We start from the raw sequence: 20,992 nt of genomic DNA on the forward strand, positions 1-20,992 counted from the left end.
AAACCCTTCCGGCTCACGGGCGATAGGCCGTTCCCGGCTCCCACCGCCACGGCGAGGCGGGAAGCGTGCCGGAACACGACCCTTTCGGGAAAACACGCAGCATAAGCCGCCAGAAACTATACCCCTCAGATGGCCTTGCCGCTCACTGAAGACAGGCCTTAGTATTGTTTCCGATACAATTCCGGCATCATGGGCAACAGGACACGACAACATGCGAACACCAGACAAGGCAGCGCTCGGGGTAGCACTTCAGCCGGAACTTCGGCCCGAACAAGAGGCAGGGGGCGGTGCAGGGCATCGGGCGGGGCAGCGTTCTGGCGCATTGCGCGGGCTGGGCGCCCAGAGGCGCACGGGGCGCTATGTCGGGCTACGGAGCCGGGGGCTGGCTTGTGCGGTTTCTCTCGTGGCGCTGGCAACCGGGCTGCTGGCGGGCGCGGCGCAGGGGGTGGCGTATGCGGCGGATGTTGCGCCCTCGGTTTACGCGCCCATCAGCCCGCAGCGGATGTCTGACGCCATGAAGGTTCTTGGGTCCGATGCGTTTGAAGGCCGTGCCCCCGGCTCTGCGGGGGAGGCGCGCACTGTTGCCTGGCTGATTGCGCAGTACAAGCAGATTGGCCTTGAACCGGGCGGTGAGAACGGTGGCTGGACGCAGCGTGTGCCGCTTCAGCATACCCGCGTGGGCAAAGCGACGCGCCTGCAGGTTGCCTATGCCACAGACACCCTGCCTCTGGAGCAGGTGAAGGATGTTTATTTCACCACCGCGCGCGGGGCGGATCATCTTGAAATCCAGAATGCACCACTGGTTTTTGTGGGATACGGCGTGCATGCGCCCGAGCGCGGCTGGGATGATTTCAAGGGCGTGGACCTTAAAGGCAAAATTGCTGTCTTTTTGATTAACGATCCGGATTTTGATGCAAAGCCGGGCGAGCCTGTGGCTGGAAAATTTGGTGGTCGGGCCATGACCTATTATGGCCGCTGGACGTACAAATATGAGGAAGCCACCCGCCGTGGCGCGATTGGCGCGCTGATTGTGCATGACACACCGGGTGCGGCCTATGGCTGGTCCACCGTGATTGCACCGGGTGGCGAGGCGTTTGATTTTGAGCAGAGCGGCCAGAACCAGTCTCTTCTGATGCAGGGCTGGATTTCCACGCCTGCGGCAACACAGGTTTTTGCAAAGGCGGGGCTGGATCTGCCCGCGCTGCGTGTGCAGGCGCGGCAGGCGTCCTTCCAGCCGGTAACACTGCCGCATGCGGCGTTCTCCCTCGCGGTGCCGGTGGAGGTGACGCATCTGGAAAGCCAGAACGTGCTGGGTAAACTGACCGGCAGCAAAAGGCCGGATGAGACCGTGATGTTCGGCGCGCATTGGGATGCGTTCGGCATGAGCAAGGATGCACAGGGCCATGAGGTGATCCGCCATGGCGCGATTGATGATGGTTCGGGTGTGGCGGGTGTTCTGGAAATTGCCCGTGCCTTCAAGGCCGGGCCGAAACCGGAGCGGACGGTGATGTTTGCGTCCTGGACCGCTGAGGAACGTGGCCTTCTGGGGTCGGGCTGGTATGCCGCGCACCCGCTGGCGCCGCTTGAAAAAACTGCTGCCAATTTCACGATGGATGTGTTGCAGATGGCCGGGCCATCCCGCACGGCCTACATGGTGGGGGCAGGGCAGGATACGGTGCAGGATGATGTGGTGGCTGCGGCGGAACGGCAGGGCCGCGTGATGCTGCCTGAAGCCATGTCGGAGCGCGGGGCCTTCTACCGTGCGGACCATCTGCCCTTTGCCCGTGCAGGTGTGCCCGTGGTGGCGCTGATGGATATGGCGGGATACCCGGACCTGCTGAAAGGCGGCGTGCCTGCCGGACGCAAATGGTTGCAGGATTATATGGTCTGCTACCATCAGGCCTGTGATGCCTGGAGCCTGGACTGGGATGTACGGGGTGCGGCGGAAGATGTTGCTCTTCTGTATAATGTAGGCCGCACTCTGGCTTTTTCACAGGCTTGGCCGCAGTGGAAGCCCGGTTCGGAATTTGCTGCCGTGCGGGCGCAGAGTGCGGCTGTGCGCGGCGGGCACTAACCCGAACAGGCTTCAGGGCGGCGGTGTTGGCCGCCGCCTACCGTGCGCGTTTCCAGCCGCGGTCTTCCTGCCGCCAGTAGGCAAGTTCATGCCCGGCGGCTTTCAGGGTGCTCCAGCGTCCTCTGGCTGCGGCCACGGCCGCTTCGTCATGCCCGTCAAACAGATCAAACACCCGCTCAAAGGGCGGGTTCTCCGGGCAGGTCCGGTTTTCCAGCAGGAAGAGGAACGGGGCGGCGTTGGGGGCATCTTCCCCCAGTGTCAGCCAGATGGGTTGCAGGTCCGGGCACGGGATGCCCGCGCTGCCATGCGGAAGCCATGCGGGGTCAGACACTTTCCACAAAGCTTTATCAAGCTCGTCCAGCAGAGGTTTGCCCGCGCACCACACAACAGCTTTCTGCCCGCTTGCCAGCGTGCGGGAGAGCAACTGCGGCAGCGCCTCCGTAACACTGGTGCGCGTGAGGTGATAAAAGCCGATTTGCGTCATGCCGGGGTGGTCCTGTACTCTGCCATGGAGGGAGTATATCAGCTTCCGGCGGCCGTGCAGAGGGCCGGGTGATGTGTCTGCGGGGCGCATGTGCGGATCCCGCAAGGCAGCGCGCGAGGGAACGATCGTGCTGCTCCTGCGCTGACTCGACACTCTGGACCATGCAGGGAATGCTGCCACAGCAGAGGGATGTCTGGCGTCCTGTTTGCGCTTTGCCTGTCAGGATATCTGGTCAGGATGTCTGGCAGGGGTGGCGTTTCAGGGGGCGCAGCCTGGCCCTGTTTCAGGAAAAAGGACGAAACCAACATGGCAAAAACAGTAACGCTGGCAGATGGCACAGTTCTTCCTGCGTTGGGGATGGGCACCTGGAATATGGGAGAGACCTCCGCCGGATGGAAAGAGGATGTAGCCAGTCTGCGCTACGGGGTGGAGGCCGGGCTGAAGGTTGTGGATACCGCCGAGATGTACGGGCAGGGACGCTCGGAAAGTCTGGTGGGGGATGCCGTGTCCGATATGCGGGACAAGGTTTTTCTGGTGACAAAGGTGCTGCCGTCCAATGCTACGGCGGAGGGGGTGGCCAAATCCTGCCGTGTCTCGCTCCGTCGGCTGGCGACAGACCGGATTGACCTCTACCTGCTGCACTGGCGGGGCAGTGTGCCGCTGGAGGAAACGGTTGAGGCCTTCCGCAAGCTGAAAGAGGAAGGGCTGATCCGCTACTGGGGTGTGTCCAACTTCGATGTGAAGGACATGCTGGAACTGGAGCGGCTTACGGCCCCCTGCGAATGCGTGGCGAACCAGATTCTCTACAATCTGGAGCATCGTGGCGTGGAGTATGACCTGCTGGATACAAACCGCTTCCGGCATGTGACCACCATGGCCTATTCCCCCATCGGGCAGGGGGGCGCACTGCTGCGAAATGCGGCGCTGAAAGCTGTTGCGGCCCGACACACCACCAGCACCGGTCCGGCGACTGCGGCGCAGATTGCGCTGGCATGGGTGCTGCGGGTGAACGGTGTCATGCCCATCCCCAAAGCGACGTCTCTTGTGCATCTCAAGGAAAATATTGCCGCGCAGGAGATCACGCTGAGCGATGAGGATCTGGCGTTGCTTGATACGGCTTTTCCGCCGCCCACCAGAAAGGTGCCTCTGGATATGATCTGAAGCCCTCCGGAAACGCTTCGGAGAGCGGTTCCGGGCGAACGGGGCGTGTCAGAGACAGCAAAGCCGCCGGGCGGGAGCCTCGGCGGCTTTTTTGGTCTTCAGATAAAAGGCTTCAGCCTGATATCCGGCCTCTGAAATCAGACGCCGTCTTTCTGCATGTTGTCCAGAACATAGGTTGCCATCAGCACAACCGGCAGGCCGAACGCGATGACAAAGGTCAGAAAGCTCATTTCACCCTGTTTGAAGCCGCTCAGCAGCAGATCGAGACCGAGGAGTGTCAGAAAACCGTACAATTGCATGGTGAAGCCCTTTCGGTGGCGCACAATATTCAGCACAAGACCCGCAACGCCCTGCAGGACAGGGGGTGGGCTTTCAGAAACACATCCCTCGAATAACTTATTCCGAAAATGTATTTCTCTTGCTGCCTATTTTACGCTGGCGGAAAGGGAGGTCAATATTTATTTGAGTTTCGTAAGTAATGGACCGTTTTGGTCTTGTTTCTCAAGGGTGTAATTGAGAGTTTATTTCTCTGTATTTACGAAGATATATTTATTTTCCAAATATATCAAAGGGAAAGCCGATCCCTCTCACTCTTCTGAAAGAGGGCGGTGTCCGATATGGATAGTCAGCATCATAGGCTGACTCTGGCGCTGCACACTGATCTGCACGGCGTTATTCGGATGGGCCGCCGCCACAGCGCGGATCATGGTGCGGGCGGTGTCCATATGCTCTCCGTTCATGGCGGTAATGATATCCCCGCGCTTCAGCCCGCCCTGTGCGGCGGGGCTATTGCGGTCCACATCCGTCACGCGGGTGCCGTTATGGGTGGAGATATCTTCCAGCGTGGCTCCCAGCCAGCCGCGGTCAATCCGGCCATCACGTTGCAGCGCCTGCACAACCGGGATGACAATTTCAGACGGAATGGAAAAGCCAAGCCCCACAGACCCGCCCGTGGGGGAGACAATGGCCGTATTCAGCGCAATGACCTGCCCGGCCAGATTGAAGGTGGGGCCGCCGGAGTTGCCGGGGTTGATGGGGGCATCAAGCTGAAGGAAATCATCAAACGGCCCGGTGCCGATATCCCGCCCGCGCGCGGAGACAATGCCGGCCGTAACGGACGAGCCGAGGCCGAAGGGGTTGCCCGCGGCCATAATCCAGTCCCCCACCTGCACAAGGCGGCTGTCCCCCCATTCCACGAAGGGCAGAGGGGTGGGGCTGTCGATCTTGATAACGGCAATATCTGTCAGGTCATCAATCCCGATCAGTCTGGCCGTGAATTCCTTACCGTTGACCAGCGCAACAGTAATCTTGTCGGCATCCTCCACAACATGGCCGTTTGTGACAATAACGCCGGAGGGGTCCAGAATAAAACCGGAGCCAGCGCCCAGCATTTCATCACCATGCTTGCGCATTCTCTCCCGGAAGCGGCGCTCCAGAGGCGTGCCTTTTACGGCGGAGGGCAGTTTTTTGTTTTTGCCGGATTCAGAATTCCGCGTGACGGCGATATTCACCACGGCGGGCACAACCTTGCGCACCAGCGGGGCGAAGCTGGTCGGGCCGGGAGCGGAGACCAGCGGCGTGGGGGGCTGAAAGGGCACGGAAGCCGGAAGTGCATCCCCCTGTGCGGTGGCCCGTTCGGCTGAAAAGCTGGCCAGACAGAGGGTGGCCAGAACTGGCAGGCCCCGCATAAATATCTTCATAACTGTGTGGCCTGCATTCCGGTCATAAAGACTTCTGGCCTTGTTTTCCTCTTCCGCGCAATGATTCTGTGCAGGGTTTGCGGCGCAACGTGACTGTTGCGCAACGTGGTGTGGCTATTCGGTTACTAATCGTTAACGTGGCGGCTTGCGGGGTTGGGCCGGGCTAAGGGCCGGATTTTCAGGCCATTCATGCCGGGGGTAACGGCCCCGCATGTCCCGCCGCATGTCCGCCCATCCGCCCTTCCAGAACCCGGCCAGATCCGCCGTAATGGCCTGTGGTCGTCCCGCGGGGGAGAGAAGGGCCAGACGCAGCGGCACGCGCCCTCCGGCCAGCCGTGGTGTCTGTTCCGTGCCATAGAATACCTGCGCCCGGGCGGAAGCAACGGGCACCGGCTGGGTATAGTCCACACTGGCCTTGCCACCGGGAAAAGTGAGGGTGGTGGGGAGATGTGTATCCAGCCAGGCATTCAGGCTGTAGCCCAGATGCGTCTTCAGCAGCGCTGCCAGATCCAGCCCGCGCAGGTCTGCCAGAGAAGTTAATCCGTCAAGATATGGCGCCAGCCATTCGTCCATCCGTTCGGCCAGCGCGGGGGTGGTGAAATCCGGCCAGTCTTCTCCGGGGCCGGTTGCGGAAGCGGTGCCTGCGGGCAGGGCGCGCGCCGTCTCCACCCGGGCCTGAAGCTGGCGGGCGGTGTCTGTCCACTCCAGCGCGGTGTCCGGCGTGGCTTTGGCCTGTGCCAGCAGCAGGGGGGCTGCGTTGCTGGCCTGCACTTTCTCTGTCAGGTCACGCAGGACAAGGCAGCCGATGCGCGTGCGGCGGCGGGCCAGAATGTTACCCGAAACCGGATCCAGAGACGTTTCAACCTGCTCTTTTGTGCGGTCCAGCAGGGCCGGGGGCAGGGCGTTCAGGTCCAGCGGGGCGGCAAGACGAATTTCGGCGGAGTTGCGCAGGTGCAGCCCGGCCACGGCCAGAAGCTTCTTTTCAGCCAGCCCGTCCTCCCGGCGCAGGCGGGCATTGGTGCCGCCGGAAAGGCGGAAGGAGCCAGCCTCCCCACGGGAGAGGGCAATGCGGTCTGGAAATCCGGCGGCGATGAGCGCTGCGGCATCCCCCTCGGCCTGCTGGTGCGCCCGCAGGCCCAGCCGGGTGCGGAAGCGTGAGGCCGCCTGACGGATGCGGGCCAGCGCGCCCCGGTCAGCCTGAGGGTGGTCTCCCCCCGCAATCAGGTCCAGCCGCAGGGAAATGTCAGAGGGTGGAACGGGCGGCGGCCCACCCTGCCCCGTGGCGCGGGGGCGCAGGGGGTCACGCTCTTCCAGCAGGGCCGCGAGGTCCGCCGCCAGAGCGGCTTCCGCCGGGGAACGGGCGGCCAGCATCATGGCGGCAAGGCGCGGATGCGTGCCAAGGGCGATCATGTCCCGCCCATGCGGGGTAATCTGCCCGGCATCATCCAGCGCGCCCAGCATGCACAGCAACTCTCTGGCCGCTGCCACGGCACTGCCGGAGGGCTGGTCGGGCAAGGGCAGGGGCGTATCGGATGCGCCGACGGTCTCGGTCCACAAGGCTGTGGCCAGAACAAAATCGGAGAGGTCGGCTTCCAGAATTTCCGGCCGGTCGTGCTGCGGCATGCCGCGTTCTGTGGCGCTGGTCCATAGGCAAAAGGCGGTGCCGGGGGCTTCTCGTCCGGCGCGCCCGGCCCGCTGGCGGGCGGCCGCGCGGGAGATGCGCAGCGTTTCCAGCCGGGAAAGGCCCGCCCCGGCATCAAAGCGCGGGGCGCGCCGGAAACCACAATCCACCACCACGCGCACGCCCGGCACGGTGAGAGAGGTTTCCGCAATGGAGGTGGAGAGAATGACGCGCCTTTGCCCCTGCGGGCCGGGGCGCAGCACCAGTGCCTGCTCGGCCGGGGGGAGTTCTCCGTGCAGGGGCAGGACAAGGGCGCGGCAGTCCTCCAGAAGCTGGGCTGTGCGGCGGATTTCGCCCGTGCCGGGCAGGAAGACCAGAATATCGCCCTCCGTATCTGCCAGCGCCTGCCGCACGGCGGTGGCGGTGGCTGCGGGCAGGTCACGCAGGTGCGGAATATCCCGTTTGGCGTGGTGAACGCTCAGGGGGTACATCCGCCCTTCACTGGTCAGCACGGGGGCGTTCATCAAGCTGGCCAGCCGTTCCGTTTCCGCCGTGGCGGACATGGCAACCAGCCTCAGGTCCGGTCGCAAGGTCCGTTGCAGGTCGAGGCAGAAGGCCAGCGCGAGGTCTGCTTCCAGAGAGCGTTCATGCACTTCATCCAGCACCACGCAGGCCACGTTTTCCAGCATGGGGTCAGCCAGCAGGCGGCGCAGGAACAGGCCCTCTGTCAGCACCTCAATCCGGGTGCGGGCAGAGATGGCGGAGTCCAGCCGGGTACGGAAGCCGACAAAGCCGCCCACCTCTTCTCCCATCAGGGAGGCGATGCGTGTGGCCGCCGCGCGGGCGGCCAGACGGCGGGGCTCCAGCATGATGATGCGGTCAGCCTCGCCCCGCCACGGGGCCGCGGCCAGAACCGGTGGCACGGTGGTGGTTTTGCCTGCCCCGGGTGGGGCGACCAGAATGGCGGAAGCCGGGTGCTCTGCCGTGGGAGCGCGAGCCAGAACGGCGCACAACTCCGGCAGGATGTCCTGCACGGGCAGGCCATCCGCAATGGCGAACAGGGAGGAAGGGGGTGTCTGCTCAGCCATGGTACCGTGATGTGACGCCGGAGAGGAGGCCTGACTTAGGGACAGTCAGAGCCTCAGTGCTTTGGTAGTTGCAGGACGCCGGGCTTGGGGGAAATCCCGCGTGACGGTGCGGAGGGGGAGGCGGTGCCATCATCCTCACCTGCCGGGAAAACCGGGTCCGGTTCAGAGGCTTGGGCTGGCGGCGGGGGAGGCGCTGCGGGCTCGTTGGCCGGGACGACCGGTGTAGTGATGGCCGGGGTGGTGATGGTGGGTGTGGTGATGGTGGGTGTGGTGATGGCGGGTGCGGCCACTGCTGGCGCGGTGACATCCGGCGCGGCAACGGTTTGGGATTTGGCCCCCGGCGCATCAAGAGACTGGCTCTGGATGGCGGAACCAAGCGGCGTGCCCCCTGCATCTACCAGCCAGTTTTTCATGGTGTTGCGGACCTGATATTCGAACTCAACATTCATGCGCTGCATCATGTCGTTCGTGAGTTCGTACAGGTTGGCCGGGCTGTCCGCATCGCCTTTGGAGAGATCCGGGTGCATGGTCTGGGAGACATGGGCTTCAGCCCGTGCCGCCTGCGTGCCGCCGCTGTTCAGCAGCACCAGATGCACAGCCATCTGCCCGGAGAGAACGCCTCCGGCGGAATGGAAGATGGATGCCCGGTCAATGACAAACTTGGCCGTGCCGGAAGACCCTGAGGCCGCCAGCCTGTCCTGCGCCATCTGGCGCAGGGCCTGTGCGGGCGGAGTGGGGGCATTAGAGCTGATATCGCCCGGAAGCGGGTTTTGCTGCGTGTTGTCCTCAATGGCGAGTGAGGCCGCGTTGAGGTGCAGCACGCTCAGATAATCATAGCGCAGGGGGGCAAATTTTGTCGGCTGCGAGTCACCCGCGCAGCCTGCCAGAAAGGCCGGCAGAAGCAGGGCGACGGTGCATGATGCGCGAAGCGGGCGAATAAACAGCGACATGGAAAAACAGATCCCTTCAGGCCAGATCCCGGATAAGGCAGGGTACGGACCGGAGCCGGGACTCTGCCCGGCCAAATCCTGCCTCCGGGGGGCAGGTCCGGTCAACGGTTCTGTGCCGTGCCCTCAGGCAGTGCGCGGCGCGATATCCTTGCGTGGAAACCGGAAGTCGATGTTGCAGAACTCGCAGGTCATGACAATCAGCCCGTCATCCTGACACATATGGTCCAGATCATCCGTATCGAACCCTTCCAGCACACTGGCCAGACGCGCACGGGAGCACCGGCACCCATAGGCCAGAGCACGCGGGTGGCTGACATGCAGCCCTTCTTCATGGAACAGGCGGTGCAGCAGCGTGGCGGGGGCGAGTGTGTCGTCCAGCACTTCCCTGGTGGACAGGGTGGAGGCCAGAATGGTGGCTGTCTCCCAGCTTGCGTCGGCATCGTCCTGCCCGACCACATGCGTGCCGCCTTCACCGGCAATGCGTTCAAGCACCAGCCCGCCCGCGCGCCAGCCTGCATCCGTCATGGTGCAGCACAGATAGACCCAGCAGGCATGCTGCTCACTGGTGCTGAAATAGTGCATGGCCATGGCCGCGAGATCATCCCCCGCGATGTCCACAATCCCCTGATGCCGGTCCGTATCCGGCCCCTGATCCACTGTGAGGGCCATATAGCCATCACCCAGCAGTTCACGGTCCGTCGGGTTCGGGGTTTCCTGAAGCAGGGTGTTCAGGGCGTCCTCATCCGTGCGGGCGTAAAAGCGCAGGGCGCCGGTGTCCGTGCAGTCCGCCACCAGCATGGTCACGGGGCCATCGCCCTTGATCTGGAGGGAAAACGCGCCCTGAAATTTCAGAGCCGCGGCCAGACCGGCAACCAGCGCCAGCGCCTTGCCAGCCAGACGGTTGACCACGGCATGATGGTCATGCCGTGTCAGCAGCACATCGGTCAGGACACCAAGGCGCACCAGCCGCCCGCGCACGGGGCGGCCCTGAAGATAGAACGGGGTGACACCCCCGGGAACAACCAGATCCGGCACATCGGGGCGGTCACGGTCAAGAAAAGCAGGCGTTTCCATAAAAAACCTTAAATGTCATCAGTGCCGGGAATATGGGGAGGGCAGTGGGTGTGTGACAGGGGGGATAGACAGGGGGCTGGCCGCTTCCCCGATCTCTGATCAGAGATCGGAGGAAATGGAGAGTTCCAGTTGTTCAAGTTTCTGCTCCAGCGTGCGGGCAGCGGCAGGCTCAAGCCCGAGGCTGTCTTTCAGCGCACGCAGGAACCCCTGCCGACAGGCATCATGCGCGCTATCCAGATCGGCGGCCCGGCCACAGCCGGCCAGACAGTCCAGATAGGCGGCCCGGAACGGCGCGAGGGTTTCCGCTGAAAAGGGCAGGCTGGCCAGAATACGGTCCAGACTATCTTCCACCCATCCCGGCGCTGCCGGGGTTTCTTCCGTGCCGGAGGGTGCTGCCGGTTTATCCGCGCCGTTCATGGGCTTATTCCTTTCCGAAAGACGTCCAGTTTTCTCCACCCATTGTCCAGGCCAGCAGGCCTTTCTGGGCGTGCAGGCGGTTTTCAGCTTCATCAAACACCACGGATTGCGGGCTTTCAAACACGTCCTGCGTGACTTCCTCCCCTATATGGGCGGGCAGGCAGTGCATGAAAAGGGCATCCGGCGCGGCGCAGGCCATCAGAGCCGCATCCACCCGGTAGGGGGAGAGCTTGGCGAGGCGGGCGGCGGAGTCTTCTTCCGGGTCCGACATGCTCAGCCATGTGTCCGTCACCACGCAATCCGCGCCTTTTACGGCGGCGTGCGGGTCTGTGGTCAGCATGACATCGCCCCCTTCCTGCTTTGCCCAGTCCAGCACGTCCTGCGGTGGGCGCATATCTGCCGGGGTAGCGGCGCGGAGCCGGAAACCAAAGCGCACGGCCCCTTCAATCAGGGAGACCAGCACGTTGTTCCCATCGCCCGTCCACGCAAAGGTGCGGCCCTTTACCGGGCCGCGATGTTCCTCATAGGTCAGGATATCCGCAAGGATCTGCACCGGGTGAGAGGAGGGTGTCAGCCCGTTGATGACCGGCACGGTGGCGGCGCGGGCCAGTTCATGCAGGTTTTCCGTGCAGCCTGTGCGCAGGACAAGGGCATCCACAAAGCGGGAGAGCACGCGGGCGGTATCGGTAATGCTCTCGCCCCGGCCGATCTGCATGTCCAAGGGGGAGAGGATGACGGCATCCCCCCCCAACTGGCGAATCCCCACTTCAAACGAAACACGGGTGCGGGTGGAGGGCTTGGAGAGGATAATCCCCAAGGTGCGGCCTGCCAGCGGCACGCGCGGGTGCAGCGGGAAGCGCCGCCCCTTCTGCATCCGCTTCATGCCCTTGGCGACATCCAGAATCTGCCGCAGGGTGGCGGCATCCAGATCTTTCAGGTCGAGAAAGTGGCGCGGCCCGGCCAGTGTGGTGGTGGAGGAGAGGGAGGAAAGGGCAGCGCTCACAGGGTTGGCTCCAGTGTCTTGTTCATCTGGGTATCGGTCAGGGCCTGCACCGCCTTTTTCAGGCGGGAGACAGCCTCCCGGCACTCATCTTCAGAAATGGTAAGGGGCGGGACAAGCCGCAGCACGTTATCTCCCGCCGTCACGCACAGCAGGCCGGCCTCCTGCGCCGCCGCCTGCACGGTGCCAACCGGCAGCACACAGCGCAGCCCGATCAGCAGGCCAAGGCCGCGCCGTTCGGAAAAGACGGAGGGGGCTTCCTGCACCAGCGCGTCCAGCAGGGTTTCCAGCAGGGCCGCACGGGCGCGCACCTGCTCCAGAAAGCCGGGAGCCAGCAGGATATCCAGCACGGCATTGGCCGCCGTGCAGGCCAGCGGGTTTCCACCAAAGGTGGAGCCGTGCGTGCCCGCTGTCATGCCCTGCGCCACGGCTTCCGTGGCCAGAACGGCCCCGATGGGAAAGCCCCCGCCAAGGCCCTTGGCGGCGGACATCACATCCGGCGTGATTCCGGCCCATTCATGCGCGAACAGCCGCCCGGTGCGCCCGACGCCGGACTGCACTTCATCCAGCGCCAGCAGGACACCCGTTTCATCACACAGGGCGCGGACAGCTTTCAGGAACTCCAGGCTGGCAACCTTGATGCCGCTTTCCCCCTGAATGGGTTCGAGCATGATGGCGGCTGTCTGCGGTGTGATGGCGGCTTTCAGGGCTGCGATATCGTTGAAAGGCACATGGACAAAGCCGGGAGCCGGCGTGCCGAAGCCTTCCAGATATTTCGGGTTGCCGGTGGCGGAGAGCATGGCCAGCGTCCGGCCATGGAATGCGCCATCCATGCAGATGATTTCTGTCCGCTCCGGGTGCCCGGAGAGAGCCTGCGCACGGCGGGCGAACTTGACCATGCCTTCATTGGCTTCCGCGCCGGAATTGCAGAAGAACACGCTGTCCGCAAAGCTGTTGGCCACCAGCCGTTCCGCCAGCCGCGTGGCTTGCGGAATCTGGAACAGGTTGGACACATGCATCACACGGCTGATCTGCCCGGTCAGTTCGCTGACCATATGCGGGTGCGCATGCCCGATGGAGCAGGTGGCAACGCCCGCGGCAAAATCCAGGAATCGTCGCCCGTCCGTCGTGTACAGCCAGGCGCCTTCGCCACGCTCAAAAGCGAGGGGGGCACGGTTGTAGGTCGGTGTCAGGGCTGGAATCATGGAACTGTTCTTTGTGTTGCGGTGCGGTGATCATTAAAAAGGAAAAAACAGCACAAAACAGAAAACGCCCGCTGCCTGTCTGGAGCGGGCGACCCGTTTGCACAATGGTATGATGAAGGCGTCCTGCACGCAGAGTCAAACGTCTAAAATGAAAATCTCGCATGAAACTGTCACATTTCTTGCGCAAGAAGGGGGCAGGCGGGGAATGAATGGTCGTTTTGCATGAAAAAGGGGCATAAGGACGGACATGGGATCTGATAGCACACGCCCCCCGGATGCCCCGCCGCCAGACCACAAGGTGCTGCGGGAGGCCGCTCTGGCGCATCTCGCACGGTTTTCCACCACACGGCAGGGGCTGGAGCAGGTGCTGCTGCGCCGCGTGGCCCGCTGGGAGCAGGCAGCCCTGAAAGCCGGGGCAGAGCAGGAGGATGTGCGCGCCACGGCCGCCGCACTGCGCCCGGTGGTGGCGGCTGTTGTGGAGAGCATGGCGGGGCTGGGCGCTGTGGATGATGCCGCCTTTGCCCATGCCCGTGCCCGCAGGCTGGTGCGCTCCGGGCGCTCGGGCCGCGCCGTGCAGGCGCATCTGGCGGCCCGCGGGGTGGAGGCGGATGTGCGGGAGGCGGTTCTGCAGGAGGTAGTGGAAGGGTTTTCTCCCGCCGAGGTCGAGCTTTCTTCCGCGCTGGTGCTGGCGCGCAAGCGGCGGCTGGGGCCGTTTGCCGGAGCGCCGTCACTCAGGCCGCCGCGAGCGGCCGCCCCGGAGGAAGAGGGCAGCCGGGGCAGCCCGGAGGAGGCCGAACAGAGGCGCGCCATGGGGGTGTTGGCCCGCGCGGGCTTCGGGCGGGATATCGCGCAGAAGGTGCTGGAGATGGATCTGGTAGAGGCGCAGGAGTGGATGGAGCGTTTGAGGGCCGAGTCGTGAAACAGAGAAGCGTTCTTTTTCTGCCGCTGCTTCTGGCGGCCTGTGCCGGGCATGGCGGGTGGAACGGGTCCGTGCAGTGTGCCCCTTATGCGCGGGAGCACTCGGGCATTCAGTTGCGCGGGGCGGCGGCAAGCTGGTGGCGGCAGGCGGACGGGCAGTATGCCCGGAGTGACACGCCGCATCAGGGCGATGTGCTGGTGTTCCGCTCCACGGGGCGGCTGCCGTCCGGCCATGTCTCCGTGGTGCGGGTGGTGAAAGGCCCGCGCCTTGTGCTGGTGGACCACGCCAACTGGGAACCGGGTCGGGTGACGCGCAGTGCGCCGGTGGAAGATGTCTCGACGGAGAATAACTGGACACGGGTGCGTGTCTGGTGGTCGCCTATTCACGGCATGGGCAAAACCGTCTACCCTGCGTACGGATTTATAGAACCTGTGCTGGTGGGCAGTAATTCCTGAGCTGAGGCCAGCGGAAGGCTGCTCCGCGGGGAGTTTTCTCCTGTTTTTCAGGCCCGTGAGAGAGATCGGGCTTGCATGATGGGGGAAGCGCCGCCATGTGGACAGTACGGAAACAGGGAATTTGGGCCGTGCGCAATGCGTCTTGCAGTGTGTCGGCCTGTAAACGCAGAGGGCTGTTGAATGGGTAGCTTTAGCATCTGGCACTGGCTGATTGTGCTTGCGGTTGTGCTGGTGGTTTTTGGCGGTGGCGGCAAGATCAGCTCCATGATGGGTGACTTCGCGAAGGGGATTAAATCCTTCAAGAAACACATGGCGGATGATGAGCCGATGGATGAGCCTGCTTCACGCAGCGGTGGCCATATCTCCCCGCCGCCTGCCGGCCAGCCGGTAGACCCCGCAGCCGTGCAGCCCGAAAAAAGCCGCCAGCCCTGAGGCGCGACCTTCCCGGAAGGTAGAAAGCCGGATTTGAAAAACATGAGTGAGACCATGACGGAATTTGCGCGCGCCGTGCAGGATATTCTTGCGGCCGGGCAACGGATGGACGCGCGCGGCTGGGTGCCTGCCACGGCGGGCAATATCAGCCGCCGCCTGTCGGACGGGCGGATCGCTATCACGCGGTCCGGGTGCCACAAGGGCTTCCTTCAGGGTGCGGATGTGATCACGGTGGATGAAGCCGGCAAACCGCACAATGCAGGGGATAAACCCAGTGCGGAAACGCTGCTGCATTGCCAGATCTACCAGCAGGACCCCACAGCCGGGGCTGTGCTGCACGGGCATTCCGTAGCGGCCACTGTGCTTTCCATGACGGAAAAAAGCCCGGCCCTGCATCTTGCTGACTATGAAGTGCAGAAGGTTTTTGAAGGCCAGAGCACGCACGAAGCCTCCGTGCCCGTGCCCCTGTTTGACAATGATCAGGATATCGCCCGTCTGGCGCGGGAGGTGGAGCCGTCCTTCGGGAGCATGCCCGCGGGATATATCATTCGTGGCCATGGTGTTTATGTGTGGGGCAAGGATATGCCCACCGCCCTGGCCCGGCTGGAAGGGCTGGAATTCCTGCTGGCCTGCATGCTGGAGAGAAGGAAGCTGGGCCTGTGAGCACACTGACTATCTATCAGGACACCGTTCCCGGAACGCCGCTGTTCCGCTCGCAGGACGCTGCGGAGATCGCAACACAATTGCGCCCGCTGGGCGTGCGGTTCGAGCGGTGGGAAGGCCCGGAAATTCCGCCGCGCTCTGCGGATGAGGCTGAAGTTCTGGCGACCTATCGCCCGTTTCTGGACAAGCTGATGGGCGAAACCGGCGCAGGCTCCGCCGATGTTCTGCGCGTGAATGCCAGCACGCCCGACCGCCCGGCGCTGCGGGCCAAGTTCCTGTCCGAACATACGCATAGTGAAGATGAAGTGCGCTTTTTCGTGCATGGCTCCGGCCACTTCATCATGCATGTGGCGGACAAGATTTATGATGTGGAATGCACCCAGACAGACCTGATTTCCGTGCCCGAAGGCACGAAGCACTGGTTTGATGCCGGGCCGGAGCCCGATTTTGTGACCCTGCGTATTTTCACCCGCAAGGAGGGCTGGATTGCCGAATATACCGGCACAGACCTCGCCCGGCGTTTCATGGCGTATGATCAATGAGCGTGTTCTCTCACCCGCCGCGTGTTGTTCTGCTGGATATTGAAGGCACAACCGCGCCGGTTTCTTTCGTGCATCAGGTGCTGTTCCCCTATGCGCGGGCGCACCTGCCCGCAGTGCTGGCGGAGCAGGCGCATGAGCCGGTTGTGCGGGATGCCGTGCAGGAAATCGCCCGCCTGGCGCCCGGCGTGCCGCCCATGGAGCAGTTGACCCGCTGGATGGATGAGGATGCCAAGGTTGCCCCGCTCAAGGCTCTTCAGGGGCTGGTGTGGGGGCTGGGCTATCAGCGTGGGGAACTGATTGCCAGCCTCTATCCGGATGTGGTGCCGGAGCTTGAAGCGTGGTCACGGGCCGGGCTCGTGCTGGCGGTTTATTCCTCCGGTTCGGAACCGGCGCAGAAGCTGATTTACGGCCACACACGGCAGGGTGATGTTACACCGCTGTTCAGCCGGTTTTTTGACCTGCGGGTGGGCGGCAAGAAAGAGGCGCAGAGCTACCGGAATATCCTGCTGGAAACCGGCTGGGCGCCAGAGGATGTGCTGTTTCTCTCCGATGTCACGGCGGAGCTGGATGCTGCGGCCGAGGCCGGGCTGCAGGTCTGCCAGATCGTGCGCCCGGAGGATGGCACTCTGGCCGGGAAGCACCACCCTGTTGCGGCCACCCTGCCTGACGCGGCGCGTCTATTCGGGCTGCCGGGTGCGGAGCCGCACGCGTGATCAGGGCGCGACTGCACGAAAACTGGCGGGCCATTCCTGAGGATGCACGCGGCTGTGCCGCGGCTCTGGGCAATTTTGACGGCGTGCATCTGGGCCATGCCCATCTGGTGCATACGCTGCACACCGCCCGGCCGGACCTGCCGCTGGCTGTGGTGACGTTTGAGCCGCATCCGCGTGAGCTGTTCCGCCCGCAGGACCCGCCGTTCCGCCTGACGCTCTCCGCCGAGAAACTGGCGGCGCTGGAAGCGCTGGGTGTGCAGCATGTGTTCCAGATCGGGTTTGATGAAGCGTTCTCCCGCATGTCCGCCGAGCAGTTTGTGGGGGATGTCCTGTTCAGCGCGCTCGGCCTCAGGCACATTGCCTGCGGGCAGGATTTTGCCTTCGGCCACCGGCGCGGGGGGGATGTCACCTTTCTGGCCGAGCAGGCGGCGGAACTGGAGATGGGCTTCACGCCGGTTGCCGCTCTGGCCGATGCTGGCGGGCCGTATTCCTCCTCCCGCATCCGGCGGCTTCTGCAGGACGGGTATCCCGAGCGCGCGGCGGAAGAGCTGGGCCGCCCGTGGTTTATCCGGGGTGAGGTGCAGCATGGAGACAAGCGCGGCCGCCTGCTGGGCTTCCCGACAGCCAATATCCCGCTGGGGCGGCATCTGGAACCCGCACGGGGTGTTTACGCCGTGACAGTCCGGCTGCCCAACGGCCAGACGCGGCGCGGTGTGGCCAATATCGGCCGCCGCCCGACCATTAATGACGGGCAGGAAAGCCGCCTGGAAGTCAATCTGTTTGAATTTGACGGGGATCTGTACGGCCAGACTCTCTCCGTGGCCCTGCACCGCATGCTGCGGCCGGAAAAACGGTTTGACGGGCTGGAGGCTCTGAAAAGCCAGATTGCGCAGGATGCCATGCAGGCCCGCAGCGCACTGGATGATGAACTGAGCGCGAAATAACCGTATCACTGCGCCTTGCAGCTTGACCCTTCGGGCTTGCGCCCGGATAACGAAAGACCGCACAGGTTTCCCGCGTCGGCAGACCTGTTCTTGTGCTGAACCCGAACCAGAGTGACACCTGCCGTTCCATGTCTACATCCAGCCGCAGCGACACAGAAAAAAGCGCATCCGCCGATCTGTACCGCGACACCGTTTTTCTGCCCCGCACATCCTTCCCCATGCGCGGTAATCTGCCCGAGCGGGAGCCGGGCTGGCTTGCCCGCTGGGCTGAGATCGGGCTGGATGAGCAGATCAGGCAGCAGGCGGAGGGCCGCCAGCCCTTCACGCTGCATGATGGCCCGCCCTATGCCAACGGCCACCTGCATATCGGTCATGCCCTGAACAAGATTAACAAGGATGTGGTCAACCGCGCCCACCGCATGTCCGGCTATGCCGTGCGCTACGTGCCGGGCTGGGACTGCCACGGCCTGCCGATCGAATGGAAAGTGGAAGAGGAATACCGCAAGGCCAAACGGGACAAGGATTCCGTGCCGGTGCTGGAATTCCGCGCGGAATGCCGCGCCTACGCCGCGAAATGGCTGGCCGTGCAGAGTGACGAGTTCAGGCGTCTGGGCGTGCAGGCCGAATGGGCCAACCGCTATGCGACCATGGATTTCTCTTCCGAATCCGCCATCGTTGAGGAAATCGGGCGCTTTCTGCTGAATGGCGGCCTGTATCGCGGGCTGCGCCCCGTGATGTGGAGCCCGGTTGAAAAAACCGCGCTGGCTGAAGCCGAAATCGAATATCACGACCACAAGTCCACCACCATTCTGGTGGCGTTCCCCGTTGTGAAAGACCCCACTCCCGCACAGGCGCTGCGTGATGTGTCCGTGGTGATCTGGACCACAACGCCCTGGACCATTCCCGGGAACCGCGCGCTGGCCTATGGCCCCGAGATCACCTACGTGGTGCTCCGCGTGGATGAAACGGATGAGCGCGCCCTGCTGGCGCCGGGGGCGAAGGTTCTGGTGGCGGAAGCGCTGGTGGAAAACTTCTGCCGGGAAGCGCACATCACCGCGCATCACGTGCTCTACACCCTGCCGGGGGATGCGCTGAAAGGCGCTGTCTGCGCGCATCCGCTGCGTGGTCAGGGCTATGACTATGATGTGCCTCTGCTGCCGGGTGAGTTTGTCACCACCGAGGCCGGTACGGGCCTTGTGCACATGGCCCCGGCCCATGGTGAGGATGACTTCCGCCTGTGCCGGGAATACGGCGTGGAAGTGCCCGAGACCGTGCAGGATGACGGCACCTACGCCCCGTGGGTTCCGGTTTTTGCCGATGTGCATGTTTTCAAGGCGGCAGACCCGGTCTGCGCGGCACTTGCCGCGGTCATGGAGAAGGCCAATGCGGACGGCACGGCCCCCGCTGGTCTGGTGGGGCGTGGGGAGCTTGTGCATTCCTACCCGCATTCCTGGCGTTCGCGCGCGCCGGTTATTTACCGTGCAACGCCGCAATGGTTCATCCGGATGGATGGGGAATCCGCCCTGCGGCAGAAGGCGCTGGATGCGCTGGATGATGTGACATTTGTCCCCGCTCAGGCCCGCAACCGTCTGACCTCCATGATCCAGAACCGACCGGACTGGTGCATCAGCCGCCAGCGTGCGTGGGGCGTGCCGATTGCGGTGTTCGTTGAAAAACGTACCGGTGAGGTTCTGCGCGATGCAGAGGTCATGCAGCGCATTGTGGACGCCTTCCGGGAAGAGGGCGCGGATGTGTGGTACAGCGCCCCGGCCTCGCGCTTCCTCGGTCCGGACCGCAACCCGGATGAGTACGAACAGGTGTTCGATATCGTCGATGTCTGGTTCGAAAGCGGCTCAACCCATGCGTTCGTGCTCGGCCAGCCCGGTCTGTCCTTCCCGGCGGACCTGTATCTGGAAGGGTCGGACCAGCATCGCGGGTGGTTCCAGTCCTCCTTGCTAGAAAGCGTTGGTACACGGGGTGTCTCACCGTTCAAGGCGGTGGTGACGAACGGCTTCGTGCTGGATGAGCATGGTCGCAAGATGTCCAAATCCCTGGGGAACGTCATTGCGCCGCAGGAAGTGAATGACACGCTGGGGGCGGATATCCTGCGTCTGTGGGTCATGAATTCGGACACGAACGAAGACCTGCGCATCGGCAAGGAAATCCTCAAGCAGCAGGGCGAACTCTACCGCCGCCTGCGCAACACGCTGCGCTGGCTGCTGGGGGCGCTGGATGGCTTTACGGAAGAAGAAGCACTGCCCTATGAGCAGCTTCCCGAACTGGAACGCTGGGTGCTGCATCGCCTGACCGATCTGGGCGGGTTGATGACGCGTGCGGTGGAAACGCATGAATGGGTAGGGGTCTACCCGGCCCTGCATGGGTTCTGCACGACCGATCTTTCCGCGTTCTATTTCGATATCCGCAAGGATACGCTCTATTGCGATGCGCCGTCCAGCCTGACGCGCCGTGCGGCCCGGACGGTGCTGGACCACCTGCATCGCTGCCTGACCACATGGCTGGCCCCGGTTCTGGTCTTTACAGCGGAAGAAGCCTGGACTGCCCGCTTTGGTGAGACCCAGAGCGTGCATCTTCAGGCCTTCCCTGATCTGCCCGCGGAATGGAACAACCCGGAGCTGGATGAACGCTGGACGCGCCTGCGGGCTGTCCGCCGGATCATCACCACGGAAATCGAGGGGGCGCGGCGCGATGGCACGGTAGGTTCCTCCCTGCAGGCGCAGGTGGAACTCACCCTTTCTGAAAAGGAAGCCGCCGAGTTTGCCGGGGTGAACTGGAGTGAACTGGCCATTGTCTCTCATGTTGATGTGCTGATCGCGCCGCAGAGCGGCTCGGTCTACACGGAGGGGGATGAAGGCGGGGAACTGCACGGTGCCCCGGTGGTCCGCCCGGCAGAGGGTGAAAAATGTGTCCGCTGCTGGAAAGTGCTGCCCGAAACCGGCAGCCGTGCGGAAGCACCGGGCCTGTGCCTGCGCTGTGCTGATGTGGTGGCGGAGCAGGAACAGCAGGTCATGGCCGCCGTGCGGGAGGGAGTGTGAGCACGCCGCTTCTGCGCAGGCCGTTCAGCCTGGGGTTTCTGGTGTTGATGCTGGCTCTCTCGGCGGACCAGCTCAGCAAATACTGGATTTTATACGGGCTGGACCTGCCGGATCGGGTGTCCATTGCCATTCTGCCGTTCCTGAACTTCACCATGGTCTGGAACCATGCGGTCACGTTCGGCATGTTTGGCGGCCTTGGGGATGCGGGGCGGATTCTATTCTCCATCATTGCACTCAGCGTGGCCTGCGGCCTGCTGGTCTGGATGGCCAGAACCCCCAGCAGGCTGACGGCCGCCTGCGTGGGAGCCATTACCGGCGGCGCCATCGGGAATGTGATAGACCGGGTACGCTATGGGGCCGTGGTCGATTTTATTCATGCGCATGCTTTTGGTTGGTCATGGTATGTGTTTAATGTGGCTGACTCCGCTATAGTATGTGCGGTCTGTGTTCTGGTGTTGCAGAGTGTGCTTGGGGACAAGCCGCAGCAGGCATCGTGA

At 63.4% G+C, this 20,992-nt stretch carries 20 protein-coding genes; 11 read left to right on the forward strand and 9 right to left on the reverse strand.

Translation table 11 applies throughout. The features are described from left to right. Positions 1–211: 211 nt before the first annotated feature. Positions 212–2,074: a M28 family metallopeptidase gene (locus GOB82_RS00695; protein ID WP_166118422.1), complete on the forward strand. Its 1,863-nt coding sequence runs from the start codon at positions 212–214 to the stop codon at positions 2,072–2,074. Between the two features lie 37 nt (positions 2,075–2,111). Here GOB82_RS00695 and GOB82_RS00700 read toward each other — a convergent pair whose 3' ends face one another. Then, entirely contained in the window at positions 2,112–2,558 is a 447-nt protein-coding gene (locus tag GOB82_RS00700) for a DNA polymerase III subunit chi (RefSeq protein WP_166118424.1), read from the reverse strand. Positions 2,559–2,864: 306 nt separating this feature from the next. Here GOB82_RS00700 and GOB82_RS00705 point away from each other — a divergent pair, with 306 nt between their 5' ends. Beyond that, positions 2,865–3,719 (forward strand): aldo/keto reductase, encoded by an 855-nt coding sequence (locus GOB82_RS00705; protein ID WP_166118426.1) that lies wholly within the window; start codon positions 2,865–2,867, stop codon positions 3,717–3,719. A 137-nt stretch (positions 3,720–3,856) separates the two neighbouring features. Here GOB82_RS00705 and GOB82_RS00710 read toward each other — a convergent pair whose 3' ends face one another. The 8 genes from GOB82_RS00710 to GOB82_RS00745 form a co-directional block, all read right to left on the reverse strand. After that, on the reverse strand, positions 3,857–4,018 hold the full coding sequence (locus tag GOB82_RS00710; protein ID WP_166118428.1) for a hypothetical protein: 162 nt from the start codon (positions 4,016–4,018) through the stop codon (positions 3,857–3,859). A gap of 288 nt (positions 4,019–4,306) precedes the next feature. After that, the gene (locus GOB82_RS00715) at positions 4,307–5,419 is read right to left on the reverse strand and encodes a S1C family serine protease (RefSeq protein WP_166118430.1); all 1,113 of its coding nucleotides are present in this window, start codon (positions 5,417–5,419) and stop codon (positions 4,307–4,309) included. 132 nt (positions 5,420–5,551) lie between these two features. Further along, complete coding sequence (gene hrpB / locus GOB82_RS00720) at positions 5,552–8,128, reverse strand: ATP-dependent helicase HrpB (protein WP_166118432.1); 2,577 nt, start codon at positions 8,126–8,128, stop codon at positions 5,552–5,554. Between the two features lie 53 nt (positions 8,129–8,181). Then, positions 8,182–9,078: a hypothetical protein gene (locus tag GOB82_RS00725; protein WP_166118434.1), complete on the reverse strand. Its 897-nt coding sequence runs from the start codon at positions 9,076–9,078 to the stop codon at positions 8,182–8,184. A 123-nt stretch (positions 9,079–9,201) separates the two neighbouring features. Then, entirely contained in the window at positions 9,202–10,152 is a 951-nt protein-coding gene (hslO, locus tag GOB82_RS00730) for an Hsp33 family molecular chaperone HslO (RefSeq protein ID WP_166118436.1), read from the reverse strand. Between the two features lie 99 nt (positions 10,153–10,251). After that, positions 10,252–10,569: a hypothetical protein gene (locus GOB82_RS00735; RefSeq protein ID WP_166118438.1), complete on the reverse strand. Its 318-nt coding sequence runs from the start codon at positions 10,567–10,569 to the stop codon at positions 10,252–10,254. Positions 10,570–10,573: 4 nt separating this feature from the next. Next, the gene (argF, locus tag GOB82_RS00740; protein WP_166118440.1) at positions 10,574–11,572 is read right to left on the reverse strand and encodes an ornithine carbamoyltransferase; all 999 of its coding nucleotides are present in this window, start codon (positions 11,570–11,572) and stop codon (positions 10,574–10,576) included. Then, positions 11,569–12,774, reverse strand: a complete 1,206-nt coding sequence (locus GOB82_RS00745; protein ID WP_166118442.1) for an aspartate aminotransferase family protein — start codon at positions 12,772–12,774, stop codon at positions 11,569–11,571. Before GOB82_RS00745 ends, argF begins: the two co-directional genes overlap by 4 nt. A 247-nt stretch (positions 12,775–13,021) precedes the next feature. Between GOB82_RS00745 and GOB82_RS00750 the strand changes: the two genes are divergently transcribed. From GOB82_RS00750 to lspA, 9 genes are all read left to right on the forward strand, one after another. Beyond that, complete coding sequence (locus GOB82_RS00750) at positions 13,022–13,693, forward strand: RecX family transcriptional regulator (protein WP_166118444.1); 672 nt, start codon at positions 13,022–13,024, stop codon at positions 13,691–13,693. Next, positions 13,690–14,148: a CHAP domain-containing protein gene (locus GOB82_RS00755; protein ID WP_166118446.1), complete on the forward strand. Its 459-nt coding sequence runs from the start codon at positions 13,690–13,692 to the stop codon at positions 14,146–14,148. Before GOB82_RS00750 ends, GOB82_RS00755 begins: the two co-directional genes overlap by 4 nt. Before the next feature lie 180 nt (positions 14,149–14,328). After that, entirely contained in the window at positions 14,329–14,580 is a 252-nt protein-coding gene (locus tag GOB82_RS00760; RefSeq protein WP_166118448.1) for a twin-arginine translocase TatA/TatE family subunit, read from the forward strand. 42 nt (positions 14,581–14,622) lie between these two features. Next, complete coding sequence (locus tag GOB82_RS00765) at positions 14,623–15,243, forward strand: methylthioribulose 1-phosphate dehydratase (RefSeq protein ID WP_166118450.1); 621 nt, start codon at positions 14,623–14,625, stop codon at positions 15,241–15,243. Next, positions 15,240–15,785 carry an acireductone dioxygenase gene (locus GOB82_RS00770; RefSeq protein WP_166118452.1) on the forward strand — a complete coding sequence of 182 codons (546 nt, stop codon included), beginning with the start codon at positions 15,240–15,242 and terminating at the stop codon, positions 15,783–15,785. The genes GOB82_RS00765 and GOB82_RS00770 overlap by 4 nt, the downstream gene beginning before the upstream one ends. Next, a complete protein-coding gene (gene mtnC, locus GOB82_RS00775; protein WP_166118454.1) occupies positions 15,782–16,498 on the forward strand; it encodes an acireductone synthase in 717 nt (238 codons plus the stop codon). Before GOB82_RS00770 ends, mtnC begins: the two co-directional genes overlap by 4 nt. Beyond that, on the forward strand, positions 16,495–17,442 hold the full coding sequence (locus tag GOB82_RS00780; RefSeq protein ID WP_265793726.1) for a bifunctional riboflavin kinase/FAD synthetase: 948 nt from the start codon (positions 16,495–16,497) through the stop codon (positions 17,440–17,442). Before mtnC ends, GOB82_RS00780 begins: the two co-directional genes overlap by 4 nt. Before the next feature lie 128 nt (positions 17,443–17,570). Further along, a complete protein-coding gene (gene ileS / locus GOB82_RS00785) occupies positions 17,571–20,495 on the forward strand; it encodes an isoleucine--tRNA ligase (protein WP_166118456.1) in 2,925 nt (974 codons plus the stop codon). Further along, a complete protein-coding gene (gene lspA / locus GOB82_RS00790; protein ID WP_166118458.1) occupies positions 20,492–20,992 on the forward strand; it encodes a signal peptidase II in 501 nt (166 codons plus the stop codon). The genes ileS and lspA overlap by 4 nt, the downstream gene beginning before the upstream one ends.

It is taken from the genome of Acetobacter farinalis, from assembly GCF_011516935.1.
Lineage (GTDB): Bacteria > Pseudomonadota > Alphaproteobacteria > Acetobacterales > Acetobacteraceae > Acetobacter > Acetobacter farinalis.

Bases quoted from the DNA above. Each gene is read 5' to 3' on its own strand.
- GOB82_RS00745 (WP_166118442.1), bottom strand. From the start codon at position 12,774: ATGATTCCAGCCCTGACACCGACCTACAACCGTGCCCCCCTCGCTTTT.
- hrpB (WP_166118432.1), bottom strand. From the start codon at position 8,128: ATGGCTGAGCAGACACCCCCTTCCTCCCTGTTCGCCATTGCGGATGGC.
- GOB82_RS00715 (WP_166118430.1), bottom strand. From the start codon at position 5,419: ATGAAGATATTTATGCGGGGCCTGCCAGTTCTGGCCACCCTCTGTCTG.
- mtnC (WP_166118454.1), top strand. From the start codon at position 15,782: ATGAGCGTGTTCTCTCACCCGCCGCGTGTTGTTCTGCTGGATATTGAA.
- GOB82_RS00765 (WP_166118450.1), top strand. From the start codon at position 14,623: ATGAGTGAGACCATGACGGAATTTGCGCGCGCCGTGCAGGATATTCTT.
- GOB82_RS00735 (WP_166118438.1), bottom strand. From the start codon at position 10,569: ATGAACGGCGCGGATAAACCGGCAGCACCCTCCGGCACGGAAGAAACC.
- hslO (WP_166118436.1), bottom strand. From the start codon at position 10,152: ATGGAAACGCCTGCTTTTCTTGACCGTGACCGCCCCGATGTGCCGGAT.
- GOB82_RS00705 (WP_166118426.1), top strand. From the start codon at position 2,865: ATGGCAAAAACAGTAACGCTGGCAGATGGCACAGTTCTTCCTGCGTTG.
- ileS (WP_166118456.1), top strand. From the start codon at position 17,571: ATGTCTACATCCAGCCGCAGCGACACAGAAAAAAGCGCATCCGCCGAT.
- GOB82_RS00710 (WP_166118428.1), bottom strand. From the start codon at position 4,018: ATGCAATTGTACGGTTTTCTGACACTCCTCGGTCTCGATCTGCTGCTG.
- GOB82_RS00695 (WP_166118422.1), top strand. From the start codon at position 212: ATGCGAACACCAGACAAGGCAGCGCTCGGGGTAGCACTTCAGCCGGAA.
- GOB82_RS00750 (WP_166118444.1), top strand. From the start codon at position 13,022: ATGGGATCTGATAGCACACGCCCCCCGGATGCCCCGCCGCCAGACCAC.
- GOB82_RS00700 (WP_166118424.1), bottom strand. From the start codon at position 2,558: ATGACGCAAATCGGCTTTTATCACCTCACGCGCACCAGTGTTACGGAG.
- GOB82_RS00725 (WP_166118434.1), bottom strand. From the start codon at position 9,078: ATGTCGCTGTTTATTCGCCCGCTTCGCGCATCATGCACCGTCGCCCTG.
- GOB82_RS00760 (WP_166118448.1), top strand. From the start codon at position 14,329: ATGGGTAGCTTTAGCATCTGGCACTGGCTGATTGTGCTTGCGGTTGTG.